Source organism: Cupriavidus sp. 22TCCZM04-2 (assembly GCF_057798895.1).
Genome location: NZ_JBYOJS010000027.1, coordinates 1 through 15,000 on the forward strand (window position 1 = coordinate 1; position 15,000 = coordinate 15,000).

A 15,000-nucleotide genomic window follows, 5' to 3' on the forward strand; every position below is an offset into this window, starting at 1 on the left:
GCAGCCTGTTCCTGAACAATGGCGTCAACGCGATCCTCGGCGGCGCCGGCGTGTCCTTCGCCAGCCCCAACATCATCGTGGCCCCGGTCACGCAGGTCGATGCCTCGACCCGCACCAACGTCGACCTCACCAGCATCAGCAACCTGCTCAACAACGTGGGCGGCATCGTGCAGGCCGCGCAGCACTAAATCCAGTCCCTCTCATCTCGTCGATTCCAGCCTACCCCAGGAGACCATCATGTCCTTGACCATCCAGAACCTCTCGCTCGAACAAGACCTTGACCACGCCAAGATGGGCGCCGTGCGCGGCGGCAGCATCTTCGTGAATTCCGGCGTCAATGCCATCACCGGTGGCAGCGGCGTGTCGTTCGCCAGCCCCAATACGATCTTCGCACCTGTCACGCAGGTCGATGCATCGAGCCGCACCAGCGTCGATATGAAGAGCGTGACGAACACCATCAACAACCTGGGCGGCATGGTCGCGGCCCTGCAGCACTAATCCACACCCAGTCAGCGCAATCTCAGCCTACCCAGGAGACCATCATGTCCTTGACCATCCAGAACCTCTCGCTCGAACAAGACCTCGACCACGCCAAGATGGGCGCCGTGCGCGGCGGCAGCATCTTCGTGAACTCCGGCGTGAACGCCATCACTGGTGGCAGCGGCGTGTCGTTCGCCAGCCCGAACACGATCTTCGCGCCGGTTACGCAGGTCGATGCATCGACTCGCACCAACGTCGACATGAAGAGCGTGACGAATACCATCAACAACCTGGGCGGCATGGTCGCGGCCCTGCAGCACTAATCCACACCCAATCAGCGCAATTTCAGCCTACCCAGGAGACCATCATGTCCTTGACCATCCAGAACCTCGCCCTCGAACAAGACCTTGACCACGCCAAGATGGGCGCCGTGCGCGGCGGCAGCATCTTCGTGAACTCCGGCGTCAATGCCATCACCGGTGGCAGCGGCGTGTCGTTCGCCAGCCCGAACACGATCTTCGCGCCGGTTACGCAGGTCGATGCATCGAGCCGCACCAACGTCGACATGAAGAGCGTGACGAACACCATCAACAACCTGGGCGGCATGGTCGCGGCCCTGCAGCACTGAGCGGCGACGGGCGGCAGAGCGAGCGGGGCCGCCCCGCCCGTTCTGCCGCCACTACCCGCGCTCCCGCGTGGCTTCCGGACGCCCTCCCCCTTTTCCGGCCAGTAGCAGACGTGCCCGAATCAGCGACAGAGGCGTGCCGCATGATCGCCGTGGCCGACGTCCGAGGGTGCCTCAGACCTACTGGTGGCTCTGGACAATGCGCTCGCCGGCCGATGGCTCCCATCCGGGAGATGGCTTCTGACGTTACGGCTCCCAGCCGTATTTCTGCATAGCAATCTCCCTCAGGCGCACAAAGCGATTGGAGTCCGGTAGCCGACTTCTGGCATTCGCCGCGGTGGCGCGGCGCAGCCAAAACTCGACGCTCGCGTGGATGATCGGGGCGTAAGGATCCCCGTCATACTCGTCCAGCATCTCCGTGAGGTAAAGCATCGCCAGGGCTTGCGGCGTAAATTTCCCTCCACCTCCAACAATGAGGCACATCAACCGCTGGCGAATCTCGTCGGTCATTAGGAGACCGTAGTACTTCCACAGGAGATCGGCTGCCTGCGCGCAACGTCGCGAGGTGACATACGCGCGAAGACAGTTACCCAGGCTGCCCATGACATTGCCAGCCCGTACTGTGAGCGACTGCTGGACAATTGGGTAACGCTTCCAGGTGTGCTCTCCTGAATCGGGAGGGCTATGTGTAACTACGTCCTTCATCGCAACGCTCCCTCAGCGCGATATGATGTTTTCAATAAAGCTTAACGAGAGGCGGGAGGCTTGATCCACTACAAGAAACCGATAGCTGCACGCATCGATTCTGGAGAGGCAATGCATGTTCGACAGGGCGCCTCAGCGCACGAGGACTCAAAATACCGGTTTGAAATCATTCCTATCCAGCGGCCGACTGGGCAGGAATAAACAGCATGGACTCCAGAGTTGCGCAGCCGCAAAGCCGCTCCGATCGCGGCATCAAACTGATCCTTGGTCACCTCGGGAACAAGGTTTCGTTCCAGGAATGCCTGCCCGATGCCATGCAGGCGCTGGTGCACCACCAATTCCGCAGCGATCAGCAGAGGCACCGCCACGAGAAAGCGAAGGTGAACCTCCATGTCCATCAGGAATGGCACTCCCCCGTCCTTGCCCAGGAGGCTTCCATCCACGGCACAAAGCAATAGAAGCGGAAGCCAGGCAAAGAGGGAGATGACGAGGAAGCGTTGGCGCACGTGGAGCAATGCATCGTCCGATAAGTGTGCTTGACGCAAAAGCTGATAAAGAGGCCCACCCAGAACCCCGGGCGCTGCTCATGTCGGTTCCCCAATCATTTCGACTCAGCCTCGGAGCGCTGCGAAGCACCCGCTATCCCGTCATGGGCGTGCGCCGAGCAGGTACATAGCTGTATCCCTGCCGACCCGAGCATGCCGTATGAATATATTGATATCAATGCTCCGACGGTGCCTCTTGATAAGGAGCAACTCCCCAAGCAATTGCGTTATGACATGCTGAGACTTGAAGGTACCCGAAGGGCGGAGTGTTGCAGCGGGAGCATCACTACGCACAACCGATGACCATCTTGGGCGCAACAACGTTGGAGTCAATCTGGTTGCGGCAGCGCAATAAAGCCGCTCTCAGGAGCGCGGTTGAATGGGGCTTTCTGAAGGGGAAATGAGGTCTCCAGAACATGATCGAGCACATTCGGGAAGCACGCCTTTCAGCCTCAGCCATAATCATGTGTAGGATCAATGGGAAAGAAGGCATGGTCATGCCAGCACTTTGGCGTACCTTTACCTCGTGGTTCTGGCTCGCTCCCTGGGCTCTGACGGTCGCCCACGCGCAGGAGTTGGAACCTCGCGCTTATTCCGCCTTGCCTGTTGGCGCCAACTTTCTCGCAGCCAACTATTCGTTGCTGACTGGCGATGTGCTGACCGACCCGTCCCTGCCTATCTCGGATGTGCGAGCCCGAATATCCATCTATGGGGCCGGCTACGTGCACGCGTTTGACCTCTTTGGGCGAACGGCATCGATTGGCGTTTTCATGCCGTTTGCGAACGCCGATGTCAGTGGAAACGTGTTCGACGCACCGAACTCGGTCCATCGAGCGGGAATTGGCGACGCCCGCATGCGACTGGCCGTGAATTTCTTGGGCGGCTCCGCGCTGAAGCCGGCCGATTTCCTGAAAAGGACACCCGCTACCACGCTCGGTGGAAGCGTGACAGTCATTGCACCAACCGGGAAATTCAATGCGAACCGCCTAATCAACATCGGTGCCAATCGTTGGGCCGTCAAGCCGGAGATCGGATTGTCGCAGCCCTTGCGCAACTGGTTTGCAGAGGTTTCCGCGGGCGCGTGGCTCTTCAGCGACAACCCAGATTTCCTCGGCAGCAACCGCCGTTCACAATCGCCCCTCTGGGTATTCCAGTTGCACGGCGGCTATCAGTTTCGGCCCGCGTTCTGGATTGCGAGCGATGTTGGCTTCTACACCGGCGGCAACACCTCGGTGAATGGCATCGCCAACGCCGACCGACAGCAGAACGCACGTTATGGCATCACGCTGTCGGTGCCAATGGCTGCGGGCTGGTCGGCCAAGCTTGGCGCGTCAAAGGGATTCATGACCCGGGCGGGGGGCGACTACAAGGCGCTCACGCTGACGCTCCAATACCAGTGGTTAGATCCAATACCCGCGTGTGCTCAGCCAGGCTCTGGCGGCAGGTGATACAAGTGGTTGGGCACGGACTTGTACCGTTCCGCCTCGATGCGCTCGGCCAGTCGTTTGCGCGCCGCCGCACGCTCCCAGTCATAGGCTGCATGCGCGTACAGGTGGCGCTTTGCCGCGCGTAGCGCTCCCGGTGAGGCGTTGGTTACGATGCCGTTTGCAAGCGCAACAATGGATGGCGTGAGTTCGCCGAGTTGGTAGACGGGCATGTTTTCGATGGGACGGATCATTCGACCTTCACATTGGCCTTCTTCACGAGGCCAGCGTAACGGTTTGCTTCGGCACGGAAGTACTGGGCCGCGGCCTCGGGCGACCCGGGCTTGACGACGGTTGCCTGCTTCTTCAGAGCGTCCACCACCTCGGGGCTGGAAAACGCTGTGGCAAACGCATCGTGTACGCGTTTCACGTCAGCGGGCTTCATGCCGGCGGGACCGATGACCGCGAACCAGCCTTCGACGCGGTAGCCGGGCAGCCCCTGCTCCGCGATGGTGGACACGTCTGGCGCCACCGGCGAGCGCGCTTCCCCACACAGGCCAATGGCACGCAAGGTGCCAGCCTTCAGGTAGGGCAACGCCGCATTGAGCGCGACAACCCCCATGTCCACCTGGCCGCCCAGGAGATCGGTCACCATCGGGCCGGTGCCCTTGTAGGGGATGTGATTAGCCTTGACGCCCGCTTCGCTGAGGAACATCTCGCCGGCAAGATGGATGATGGTGCCGTTACCGGACGATGCATAGTTGTAGGCATCCGGCTTTGCCTTGAGCAGCGCGACCAGTTCCTTGACGTTCTTCGCAGGGACCTTCGGATTGACCACCAGCACGAGCTGCGTGGCGCCAAGCACGCTGATGGGAGTCACGTCCTTGATCGGGTCAAAGGGCATCGACTTGTACACGCTGGGATTGATCACGTGATTGTTCGAGACCAGTCCCAGCGTCGTCCCGTCAGGCTGTGCCTTGACCACAGCGGCGGCGCCGGTAATGCCACCCGCGCCAGGCAGGTTCTCGATCACCACGGGTTGGCCCATGGCCTTGCCCAGAGCCGGGCCTGCGGTGCGAGCGATGGCATCGACGCCGGAGCCCGCGCTGATCGGCAGGATCAGCCGCACCGGCTTGCCGCTTTGGGCCAGCGCAGGTAGCGCGCTACAGAGGAGGAAGGCAGTGGCCGCAGCCACGGCCCTCCAGCGGGGGCGTGCATTCATGGTTGTCTCCGTCATGCATTGTTATAGGAACTACTGTGAGGGGACCAGACCGACGCGTTCAGGCTGGCCATGCGAGGCGTCCGAGCACTTCCTCGTTGTGCTCGCCGGGCTTGGGCAACGGATGCCTGACGCCAGGGCGCCTGCCGCCCATCAGCAGCGGCAGCAAGACCGTGGGAGCGATCGAGCCATCGTCGACCTGCATTGGCACCAGGCCGCCGCTTTCCATCAGGTGCGGATCGTCGAGCAACTGGTCCGGGCGCACGATCGGCGCATAGGGAATGCCGGCGGCTTCGAGCTGGGGCATCAACGCTCCTGCGCGATGGTGTTGAAGGATTGTTCCCAGTTCTTCCAGCAATTGCGGCCGTACGGCCACGCGCGAGGCGTTGTCGCGGTATTCGGGTCGCTCGGTCAACTGCGGGTGGCCCAGCACTTGGCAAAGCGTGACGAATTGCTTGTCGCTGACCGCGCCAATAAAGAGCTGCTCGCCGTCAGCAAGCGTGAACACGTCGTAGACGCTCCAGGCCGATATGCGCGACGGCATCGGCGGCGGCGCCTCGCCCGTCATCGCGAACTGCTGCATGTGCTGTGACGCCAGGAACACGCAGTTCTCGAACAACGCGCTCTGGATTTCCTGTCCACGGCCCGTACGGTCGCGCTCTCGCAGGGCCGCCAGGACGCCGATGGCCCCGAACATGCCGCCCATGATGTCGTTGACCGAGGAGCCCGCACGCAGCGGCCGGCCCTTCGGCCCGGTCATGTATGACAAGCCGCCCATCATCTGCACCACTTCGTCCAGCGCCAGGCGCTTTTCGTACGGGCCTGGCAGGAAGCCCTTGTGCGAGACATAGATCAGGTGCGGGTACTTCGCGGACAGCGTCGCGTAGTCGAGGCCGAGCTTTTCCATCAGCCCGGGACGGAAGTTCTCCAGCAGCACGTCGCACTGGCCGGCGAGTTCGGCGGCTGCGACGGCCCCCTCCCGGGTCGTGATGTCCAGCACCACGCTCTTCTTGTTGCGGTTGAACGCGCGGAAGAAGCCAATGCCCAGGCCGGGAAGATTGCGGGTCTTGTCGCCGCCCGGCGGCTCGACCTTTATGACCTCGGCGCCGAGGTCGGCCAGGATCATGCCGCAAGTGGGTCCCATCACCATATGGGTGAATTCGACGACGCGAATGCCGGCCAGTGGCAGCGATGTGTTCTCTTGTTGCATGGTTTGGTCCATGGTGTCGATCAGGCCGCCGCGAGGCGGGTGCTGGCAGCGAACGTTCGGGGCAATCCGGCGCGCCATAGGGTGCCGTGCAGTATTTCCCCGGCCAGCCAGCCTTGGACCTGCTGGCGCAGCGCGAGCAGCGCGCCGATATCGATGCCGGTCTCGATGCCCATGCTGGCCAGCATGTAGGCCAGGTCTTCGGTCGTGACGTTGCCGCTGGCGCCGGGAGCGTGCGGGCAGCCGCCAATGCCGGCCAGGCAGGCGTCAAAGCGCGTGACGCCCGTTTCCATCGCCGCCAGCACGTTGGCCAGACCCAGGCCGCGCGTGTCATGGAAGTGGCCGCACCAGAAGCGCTCGCCGGCCAGCACGATGGCGCGCTCGAACAGTTCGCGCACCATGCGAGGATCGGCATAACCCACCGTGTCGGCAAGGCTCACGCGATCGGCACCAGCATCGAGTAACGCCTGCATCAACCGCAGCACTTCATCAGGTTCCACGCGACCTTGAAGCGTGCAGCCGAAGGCCGTGCCCACTCCGCCTTCGATCAACGTCCTGGCGCCGGCGGCATCGCGCGCCGCACGGATGCGCGCCACCTCGGCCACCACGTCGTCGGGCGTCTTGCGCAAATTGGCCAGGCTATGCGCGTGGCTGGCGGACAGCGGCACGATCATCAGGTCGGCGCCGCTGGCAATGGCCCTCTGCGCCCCGCGCAAGTTGGGCACCAGCACCGAGACAAAGAGCCCCGGCAGCGTCCGGGCATACGCCACCAGCTCGGTGGTATCGGCCAGTTGCGGCAGCAGCTTTGCCGGCACGAACGAGCCAACCTCGATTTCGCGCTGGCCAGCGGCGTGCGCGGCACGTATCCACGCCTTCTTCTGTTCAGTGGGGATGATGGTCCGGATGCTCTGCAGCCCGTCGCGCAGCCCGACTTCACGGATTACGGCACGCGCGGGACAGATGGCCGGATGGGGAACGTCAGGGAAAGCGGTCATAGCTTGTGATAGCGGCATGGCGCCAGAAGGGTCAGGCAATACCGGAAACTCTATTTCGTTCCGAAAACGATATGAAGCGATCTTTTACCACCCTTGTCGTTCCATATCGGAATGTCTCATCTTACAATCCGAGCATGAGAGATCTCGACCTGACTACCCTTCGGCTGTTTGTCGCCGTGTGCGAAACCCAGAACATCGCACGCGCCGGCGAACAACAGCACATCGTGGCGTCGGCCATCAGCAAACGGCTGGCGCAACTGGAAGAGACCGTGGGCGCAAGCCTTCTGGACCGCCGCCGTCGCGGCGTGGTGCCCACCGCCGCCGGCGAAATTGTGCTGACTCACGCACGCGCCATGCTAGCTGCGGCGGATCGCGTCGCACGCGACATGGCCGACTTCGGCTCCGGCATTCGAGGCCAGGTGCGATTGCTCGCTACCGTGTCGTCGATGGCCGAGTCGTTGCCGGACGACATCGCGGCGTTTCTGCAGATCGCCGGTCATGAGGATGTCGGGGTGACGATCGAGGAAAGCCTGAGTATTGACGTCGTCAGGTCGCTGCGCGAAGGCTCGGCGCTAATTGCCGTTTGCTGGGATGCAGCCGACCTGGAGGGGTTTCAGACGCGCCCATATCGATCTGACCATCTGGCGGCAATCGTGCATGGTTCACATCCCCTGGCACAGTTCGACGACTGCGAGTTCGCGCAGACGCTGGACTTCAAGCATATCGGCATGCCGGCGCAGACTGCCGTGCAGACCATGCTGAACCGGCACGCCGCCATTCTCGGTCGCCGCATCGACTACCGGGCAGTTGTATCGACGTTCGACGCTGCGTTGCGCTGCGTGCGCGCGGACCTTGGGCTAGCCATCCTCCCCCGGGAGATCGCGGCGCCGGTTGCGCAGGCGCTGGGCATTCGCGCCATCCCCCTACGCGACGACTGGGCGCGACGCCGCTTCACGATCTGCTCGCGCGACTTCGATGCGCTGTCGCCGGTCGGCAAGTTACTGGTCGATTTTCTGCAAGTCCGTGCCGCGCCCCGCACAAGCGAGAAACAGCCTGCGCTTTCCTAAAGCACCTTTGGTATGGATGGCGCCATCGCTCCGACTCTAGTACAACCCCGACCAGCCGTCCGGTCCGACGGCCGATTTTTCTCAAGAAGGATTGAGAGCCGCCGAACTCCAATGCCTGCCCCTGGCCTGGAAAGGTGAGCCAACGTCGGGGTTCGGCCAGGAGACCCTCGTCGATGGTTCATCGAGACATTCACATGTCAGCTCCAGTCTGAAAGCCGACGCCTGCTGAGCCGCCCGGCAGTTGGCTTGTCATACAATCAAAACATGGCATGCTTGCCTGCTCCACTTGGCTGAGCCACGGAAGACATAAAGCACAGACCCAATACTGATGCACTACCAGTTCGCGCTCCCTTCGCAATGACAAATCAGACACGTCGTCGCTTCCTGGCTCGCGCCGGCGCGTTAGGCACCCTCGCCATAGTTGGTTCCAAGCCTTCAGCAAGCTCGGGAGGTTCGCCAACTTCGACACCGCGCGCACGGCCTTGGCCACTTTATCTGCAGTTCCTGGAGCGCTTCGTGCAAGCGGATGGCCGTGTCATCGATTTTTCTACGCCCGCCCACCAAAGCACGTCGGAGGGACAGTCGTACGGCATGGTGTTTGCCTTGATCGCCGGCGACCGCAATACGTTTGACCGACTGTGGCAATGGAGCGTGACCAACCTTGGAGATGGCAGGTTGGACGACAAGCTTCCCGCGTGGCAGTGGGGACACCGCGACGACGGCACGTGGGGAGTAATGGATCGCAATCCGGCGGCGGATGCCGACTTGTGGTTCGCTTTTGCGCTTGTTGAAGCGGCGCGTGTGTGGAATGTTCCTGCCTATGCCTGCGCAGCGCGCGCTTTGCTGCGCCAGGTGGCAGCGCAGGAAATCGTCTCCCTGCCCGGCTTCGGACCCATGCTGCTCCCTGGCCCACAAGGATTTATCACGAACGGCCCAGGTCTATGCCGTCAATGGCGGGTCAATCCGAGCTATCTGCCCGTGCCGCTTCTGCGGCGACTGGCCATATTCGACCCTGAAGGCCCGTGGGGGGCGTTGGCGGGACAGGCGGCTAAGCTGGTCCGCGCGTTGTGCCGCGCAGGCGTCGTACCGGATTGGGCCGCCTACCGCGCCGGGGACTGTGGACACGGATTCCTGCGCGATCCAGTAAAGGGAGACATCAGCAGCTACGACGCTGTGCGAGTTTATTTGTGGGCTGGCATGACACCAGATCAGGACCACACGCGTCGCACGCTGCTCCAGGCATTGCTGCCCAATGCTGCGCGCATGGAAGGCCGTCCCGCTCCGCCCGAGAGAATGCACACGGAGACCGGGAAGGTTGAAGGCGCCGGACCCGCGGGCTTCTCCGCAGCGTTGCTGCCATTCCTTAAGGCCGTGGAGTCGGCAGCTCTGACGACTCAATGGGTTCGTGCGCAGCAAATCGTGGGAGCGCCGTCAGGGGCTAGCGGCCCGTCCTACTACGACACGGTATTGGGCCTGTTCGGTCTGGGCTTTGTCGAGCGGCGTTACCGGTTCTCTGTCTCGGGGCAACTCGACTTGCTCCAGCACTGAGAGGCGCTCGACTTCCGTCACCTCGGCACTACGACTCCTTAAAGTCGCTTACGCCACATTTCCAGTTGCACGGCATCAGGCGATTCAGCTGAAGGAAGTCTAGGGTGAGGCACTCATTCGCAGGAAACCGACACTCGGGTATCCTGACATGCGCATCGCGCGGCACAATGGAGCCGATGTCGACGCCATCTTGGCGGTTTGCAGATATCATGCGGACCGCTTCCAAAGGCGTAACAGAATGTATCAGTGGAAGGCTCACGTGGGCATGGGCTCGCCTGCGTCCTTGTCCGTTTATCCCCCGACAATGCAAGCCGAAGAATGAACGTGAGTATGAAAACGGAACAGCCGAACCGCGCCATCAAGCTCCTTGTCGCCGTCTATATCTTGGTGGGACTGGTGTACATGGGGTGGCGTCTGGGCACAGTCAATCTGTCGGCCCCCCTCTTCTCGATCCCGCTTTACGCGGCCGAGGTCTACGGCTACGTCAGCGGCCTGCTCTTCATCCTGATGACGTACCGGCTCACTGTCCGGGAAGCGCCACAGCCGGAGCCAGGCCTGACTGTCGATGTCTACGTACCGACCTATAACGAGTCGGTCGAACTGATACGGCGGACGCTGCTGGCAGTCATGCGTATGGACTATCCGCATGTCACATGGCTGCTTGACGACGGCCGCCGGGAATCGATGCGCGCGTTGGCCGAGGAACTCGGCTGCCGCTATCTGGCGCGCGACGACAATGCGCATGCCAAAGCCGGGAACCTCAATAATGCGCTAAAACACAGCACTGGCGACTTCATCGCGATCTTCGACGCCGACCACGCGCCGCGCAAGGATTTCCTGATGAAGACTCTCGGGTACTTCCGCGATGAGCGCGTTGCATTCGTTCAGACGCCGCAAGATTTCTTCAACATCGATTCCTTCAACCATCGCCAGGGCAAGAAGCGCGTCTGGGATGAACAAGCACTGTTTTTCAAGGTGATCCAGCGCGGCAAGGACGCGCTCAACGCGGCGTTCTTCTGTGGCAGTTGCGCCGCGATCCGCCGGTCGGCCGTCGTGCGAATCGGCGGCTTTGCCACTGAAACCGTCACCGAAGACGTGCACACCGCTATTCGGATGCACAAGCTTGGCTATCAGTCGGTCTACCACGCGGAATCATTGGCGTTCGGACTGGCACCGCACAGCATCGATACGTACCTGAAGCAACGGATGCGCTGGGGAATGGGAGCCATGCAGGTCTTCCGCCGCGAGAACATTCTGTTTGGACGAGGACTGACGCTGGGCCAGCGCCTGAACTACCTCGCATCGGCACTGTTCTTCTTCGAAGGCTGGCAGAAGCTGGTCTTCTTTCTGATGCCCCCTGCCGTGTTCCTCACTGGTGCACTGCCGATCGTCGCCCCGTTGAACACGTTCCTCCTTCTGTTCTGCCTTTACTACTTGCTTTCAATACTGGTCCACCTGGAACTTGGACGAGGATACAACTCTCTGTTCCTGAGCGAGCAGTACGCCATGGCACGGTTCTTTGCGTTCATGTCCACCAGCATCGGATTGTTTCGCAAGAACATCCCTTTCGCTGTCACTGACAAGCAGATGTCGCAAACAGGAAAGATGTGGCTATGGCTTTCGCCGCTTCTCGTCATCTGCGGCGTGGCGGCGGCCAGTGTTCCTGTCGGCATCTACCGGATCTACAACGGTACGATCCCGCTCGGCGCAGGCTTGGTAACGATGTTCTGGACGCTGATGACGCTGGGCTCGGCCGTGGCGGTTGCCATGTACGCGCGCAAGCATTCGCTCAATCGCCGGACAGAGTATCGCTTTCCGTTGCATGTCCCGATCACGGTGACGCACAACGACAAGACCTATCTTGGCCTTACCTCGGACCTGTCTCCGAATGGCGCTTTGTATGTCGGTGAAACGTTGCCCACTCTTTCGCTAGGCGACGAAGTGGCCGTCGCAGTGCACCTGCCTAATCTCATCGTTCGTGATACGGCAACCACAAGCTTCGTCAAAACGACGCAGACTGGATCGGTCAGCGAAATATCGATCGGATTGCGCTTCAAATGGTCGATACATGGCAATACCGGCGCGCTTGAAACGTTTCTGTTCGGCAGCCGGCTCCAACTCGAGATGGGCGGCCTGCGTGAAACAGAGACGCCTCCGCTAACCCGTCTGGCCGAAATCATCAGGCGAGGCGAGAGTCAGTCTTCCGTCCCGGCCAATTGGGCTGCGGGGTTGTTAATGCAGCCGCTGCGCACAGGTATGCTGCCGGTGGCAATCGCCACCATTGAAGGCGGAGCACCGTTGCTATTCAGCAGCATCGAGTTGGACCATAGCGCGAGCGCAACGTTGCGCCAGCGCTATACCGGGCAGAAGGGACACCAGCGCGACCAGGCCATCCGTCTCACCCCCACGGGTCGTGTAACATCCCCCACCGGTGACTTCCATCTCTATAACATTGCCGTGCACGGCGCGGCCTAACACAGAGTGACTTTATGACGCAGTTCACGCGCCATGGCGCCGCACGCCGGCTGCTCGCCGCAACGCTTCTCGGAGGAGCCTCGCTGCTGGCTTCGATGCCGGCAGCAGCAGGTCCATTCGTGTTCGGGGGCGCAAGCTTTGCGGGTGGCGGCGAGCGCGGCGAGTACGTAGGTGTTAGCGACAATCTCCTGCCGGTATCATTCCTGACCCAGAAGTTCGTGGTCAGCGATTACCACTACAAGTACGATTCCAACGGGACCACCGTCTCCGTGAACGGACAGTCCGCGGAAGCTGCGATCGGCGTGAAGAACGGCTGGCAAACCGGGTGGGCAGAGGCAACGGTCGGGGCGCGGTATCGCTACAACCGGGTATCTCCCGAGGGCGCTGACAATCGTAATGACGGCGGCGAATGGGGACTGGCGCTGACCGTGCTGGGTCAGCAGGAGTTCGCGCAAAACTGGGCGGTCAATGGCATCGGGAGCTACAACTTTGGACCGAAGGCTTACTGGGCGCGAGGGCGCCTGCTCTACAAGGTTTTCGGCAAGGCCTGGGCCGGCGTGGAGTTGATCAAGCACGGCGATCCTTTTTACCATGCCACGCAGGGCGGACTTGTGCTGACGGGCATCTCCGTCGGCAAGGATCTGAATCTCGGGTTTTTTGGCGGCGCGAAGAAAACAGCAGGAATCCCGCGTGCCTTTTATGGTGGGCTTGAGCTGTCCAAGGCGTTTTAATGCGAAAAGGCGGAGTTCGCGAGCTGGCCTTTTCCGAAAGACGATCAAGGTTTGGCGGTCGGCATGAAGAGCGTGACGAACACCATCAACAACCTGGCCGGCATGGTCGCGGCCCTGCAGCATTGAGCGGCGACGGTAGGCAGAGCTAGCGAGGTCGCCCACCACTCTGCCGCCACTACCCGCACGCTCCGCGCGGCTCCAATTGCTGCAAAGATCGCCCCTTGATGGGCGATTTTCTTTGTCCATCACCGATTTCCGGAGACAACCGATGAGCCGATGGCCGCGCTGACGACTGGCCGGCAACCGGTTTAGTCAAGCTCCTGCTTGATGAAGAGACCCAGTCGAAGACCGGCACGCTCGTGTTCACGCTGATTAACGTGAAGAGGGACGCGCAGGCCGTGGCATAAGCCACCGACGCGCCGTATCCCCACCACCGCGCGGCGCTTCGGCGTCGCGCGGTTCAGTATCAGGCAGACCCCAGCAATGCTCGGCTGCGGGCAAATCGTTCCGCGAATCGGCTCGCGATTCGACGGACGCCACGCAGGTGTCGGCCTGCCGCGAACACGCTCGCACTCCAGTGTCGGTGCCGGGCAAACAGCGGGACCGGCCATGCCGTCCCCTTCGCGCACGGAGATTGGCGGTTTATCTTTTTATTTCAATGACTTGATAGCGCGATGCCGTTGCCGGCGACGCCCTGGCATACCCCATGCGTATATCCCTCCGAGCGCAACATCTGATGCTCACCACCGAAAGCCAGACCAGACCATCAAGGAGCTACATCATGTCCCTCACCATCCAGAACCTGCCCCTCGAACAAGACCTCGACCACGCCAAAATGGGCGCCGTGCGCGGCGGCAGCGTCTTCGTCAATTCCGCCATCAATGCCATCACCGGCGGCTCGGGCGTCTCGTTCGCCAGCCCGAACACGATCGTGGCGCCGGTCACGCAAGTCGATGCGTCGACCCGCACCAGCGTCGACATGAAGACCGTCAACAACATGCTCAACAACGTCGGCGGCATCGTCCAGGCGCTGCAGCACTGATCCCGCACCCATTTCGCACCACCTTCCCAGGAGACCATCATGTCCTTGACCATCCAGAACCTGCCGCTCGAACAAGACCTTGACCACGCCAAGATGGGCGCCGTACGCGGTGGCAGCGTCTTCGTGAACTCCGGCATCAATGCCATCACCAACGGCGCGGGCGTTTCGTTTGCCAGCCCCAACACGATCTTCGCACCGGTCACGCAGGCCGACGCCTCGACCCGCACCAGCGTCGACATGAAGACCGTGACCAACACGATCAACAACGTGGGGGGCATGGTAGCGGCCTTGCAGCACTGAGCCGCGCCGCAGGGACGGAGCCGCCTCGCGCCACCGTCCCTGCCCCGATATCCCCGATGCCAGGCGGATCACTCCAGCGATACGCCCAGCTTGCGGATCAGCTCGCCCCAGCGCTTGCTGCCCGCAGCCAGCCACTGCGCGCCCTGGGTGCCGTCCGTCGCCTGGGGCCGCACGCCCTGGGACAGCAGCGTCTGCTGGAAGTCGCCATCGGCAAACACTGCCTTGAGTTCCTGCTCCCAGCGCACGCGGATCGGCGACGGCGTCGCGGCCGGCACCAGCATCACGAAAGCGAATTCGGCTTCGAAGCCGGACACCCCGGTTTCCGCCACCGTGGGCGCATCGGGCCGCAGCGGATCGCGCTTGAGCCCTGACACGGCCAGCGGCGCCAGCTTGCCGCTGCGGATGTACTGCACCGCCGTGGGCGTGGCGAGGAAGCCCGCCGGCACCTGCCCCGCCAGCACGTCGCTGAGCGCCGGAGCATTGCCCTTGTAGGGGACGTGGGTGCCCTGGATCTGCGTGCGCGCCTTGAGCATCTCGAAGGCGATATGCCCTGGCGAGGTTGCCGGTCTTCTTGCCGGGATGGGTCACCAACACCTGGTCGAAGGTGCCGGCCAGCCCGACTGGCAGCAAGTCACGC

General features: G+C 62.0%; 18 protein-coding genes. 12 read left to right on the forward strand and 6 right to left on the reverse strand.

What is annotated here, in order from left to right; genetic code table 11:
* The 4 genes from AC3FKG_RS27140 to AC3FKG_RS27155 all read left to right on the forward strand — a co-directional run.
* The coding region (locus AC3FKG_RS27140; protein WP_488744624.1) for a hypothetical protein at positions 1-188 on the forward strand (188 nt) is incomplete at its 5' end.
* A gap of 49 nt (positions 189-237) precedes the next feature.
* Positions 238-498 (forward strand): hypothetical protein, encoded by a 261-nt coding sequence (locus AC3FKG_RS27145; protein WP_483714141.1) that lies wholly within the window; start codon positions 238-240, stop codon positions 496-498.
* Between the two features lie 44 nt (positions 499-542).
* Positions 543-803, forward strand: a complete 261-nt coding sequence (locus tag AC3FKG_RS27150) for a hypothetical protein (RefSeq protein ID WP_483714139.1) — start codon at positions 543-545, stop codon at positions 801-803.
* Between the two features lie 44 nt (positions 804-847).
* On the forward strand, positions 848-1,108 hold the full coding sequence (locus AC3FKG_RS27155) for a hypothetical protein (RefSeq protein WP_488744625.1): 261 nt from the start codon (positions 848-850) through the stop codon (positions 1,106-1,108).
* Positions 1,109-1,351: 243 nt separating this feature from the next.
* On the opposite strand, the gene AC3FKG_RS27160 is transcribed toward AC3FKG_RS27155, so the two are convergent.
* Positions 1,352-1,810 carry a hypothetical protein gene (locus AC3FKG_RS27160; RefSeq protein WP_483714138.1) on the reverse strand — a complete coding sequence of 153 codons (459 nt, stop codon included), beginning with the start codon at positions 1,808-1,810 and terminating at the stop codon, positions 1,352-1,354.
* 206 nt (positions 1,811-2,016) lie between these two features.
* On the opposite strand from AC3FKG_RS27160, the gene AC3FKG_RS27165 reads away from it, so the two are divergent.
* Positions 2,017-2,268 carry a hypothetical protein gene (locus AC3FKG_RS27165; RefSeq protein WP_488744626.1) on the forward strand — a complete coding sequence of 84 codons (252 nt, stop codon included), beginning with the start codon at positions 2,017-2,019 and terminating at the stop codon, positions 2,266-2,268.
* A gap of 503 nt (positions 2,269-2,771) precedes the next feature.
* The gene (locus tag AC3FKG_RS27170) at positions 2,772-3,803 is read left to right on the forward strand and encodes a transporter (RefSeq protein ID WP_488744627.1); all 1,032 of its coding nucleotides are present in this window, start codon (positions 2,772-2,774) and stop codon (positions 3,801-3,803) included.
* On the opposite strand, the gene AC3FKG_RS27175 is transcribed toward AC3FKG_RS27170, so the two are convergent.
* Genes AC3FKG_RS27175 through AC3FKG_RS27190 form a run of 4 tightly spaced genes read right to left on the reverse strand, consistent with a single transcriptional unit; the run spans position 3,779 to position 7,200 of the window.
* The gene (locus AC3FKG_RS27175) at positions 3,779-4,033 is read right to left on the reverse strand and encodes a hypothetical protein (RefSeq protein WP_483714135.1); all 255 of its coding nucleotides are present in this window, start codon (positions 4,031-4,033) and stop codon (positions 3,779-3,781) included. The two genes, AC3FKG_RS27170 and AC3FKG_RS27175, sit on opposite strands and share 25 nt — an antisense overlap.
* A complete protein-coding gene (locus AC3FKG_RS27180; protein WP_488744628.1) occupies positions 4,030-5,001 on the reverse strand; it encodes a Bug family tripartite tricarboxylate transporter substrate binding protein in 972 nt (323 codons plus the stop codon). The genes AC3FKG_RS27175 and AC3FKG_RS27180 overlap by 4 nt, the downstream gene beginning before the upstream one ends.
* Positions 5,002-5,059: 58 nt before the next feature.
* Positions 5,060-6,208: a CaiB/BaiF CoA transferase family protein gene (locus tag AC3FKG_RS27185; protein ID WP_488744629.1), complete on the reverse strand. Its 1,149-nt coding sequence runs from the start codon at positions 6,206-6,208 to the stop codon at positions 5,060-5,062.
* A 20-nt stretch (positions 6,209-6,228) separates the two neighbouring features.
* On the reverse strand, positions 6,229-7,200 hold the full coding sequence (locus AC3FKG_RS27190; RefSeq protein WP_488744630.1) for a hydroxymethylglutaryl-CoA lyase: 972 nt from the start codon (positions 7,198-7,200) through the stop codon (positions 6,229-6,231).
* Between the two features lie 134 nt (positions 7,201-7,334).
* Between AC3FKG_RS27190 and AC3FKG_RS27195 the strand changes: the two genes are divergently transcribed.
* The 6 genes from AC3FKG_RS27195 (at position 7,335) to AC3FKG_RS27220 (ending at position 14,363) form a co-directional block, all read left to right on the forward strand.
* A complete protein-coding gene (locus tag AC3FKG_RS27195; RefSeq protein ID WP_483714494.1) occupies positions 7,335-8,267 on the forward strand; it encodes a LysR family transcriptional regulator in 933 nt (310 codons plus the stop codon).
* A gap of 357 nt (positions 8,268-8,624) precedes the next feature.
* Positions 8,625-9,815, forward strand: a complete 1,191-nt coding sequence (gene bcsZ, locus AC3FKG_RS27200; protein ID WP_488744631.1) for a cellulose synthase complex periplasmic endoglucanase BcsZ — start codon at positions 8,625-8,627, stop codon at positions 9,813-9,815.
* Positions 9,816-10,145: 330 nt separating this feature from the next.
* Positions 10,146-12,290, forward strand: coding sequence for a glycosyltransferase (locus AC3FKG_RS27205; RefSeq protein WP_483714128.1), 2,145 nt, complete (start codon positions 10,146-10,148; stop codon positions 12,288-12,290).
* A 14-nt stretch (positions 12,291-12,304) separates the two neighbouring features.
* Complete coding sequence (gene bcsS / locus AC3FKG_RS27210) at positions 12,305-13,021, forward strand: cellulose biosynthesis protein BcsS (RefSeq protein WP_488675010.1); 717 nt, start codon at positions 12,305-12,307, stop codon at positions 13,019-13,021.
* Between the two features lie 781 nt (positions 13,022-13,802).
* Positions 13,803-14,063, forward strand: a complete 261-nt coding sequence (locus AC3FKG_RS27215; RefSeq protein WP_483714125.1) for a hypothetical protein — start codon at positions 13,803-13,805, stop codon at positions 14,061-14,063.
* 39 nt (positions 14,064-14,102) lie between these two features.
* Positions 14,103-14,363 (forward strand): hypothetical protein, encoded by a 261-nt coding sequence (locus AC3FKG_RS27220; protein ID WP_483714124.1) that lies wholly within the window; start codon positions 14,103-14,105, stop codon positions 14,361-14,363.
* Between the two features lie 68 nt (positions 14,364-14,431).
* Here the strand turns inward: AC3FKG_RS27220 and AC3FKG_RS27225 are convergent, their stop codons facing one another.
* Positions 14,432-14,896, reverse strand: a complete 465-nt coding sequence (locus tag AC3FKG_RS27225) for a Bug family tripartite tricarboxylate transporter substrate binding protein (protein WP_483714123.1) — start codon at positions 14,894-14,896, stop codon at positions 14,432-14,434.
* Between the last annotated feature and the right edge of the window lie 104 nt (positions 14,897-15,000).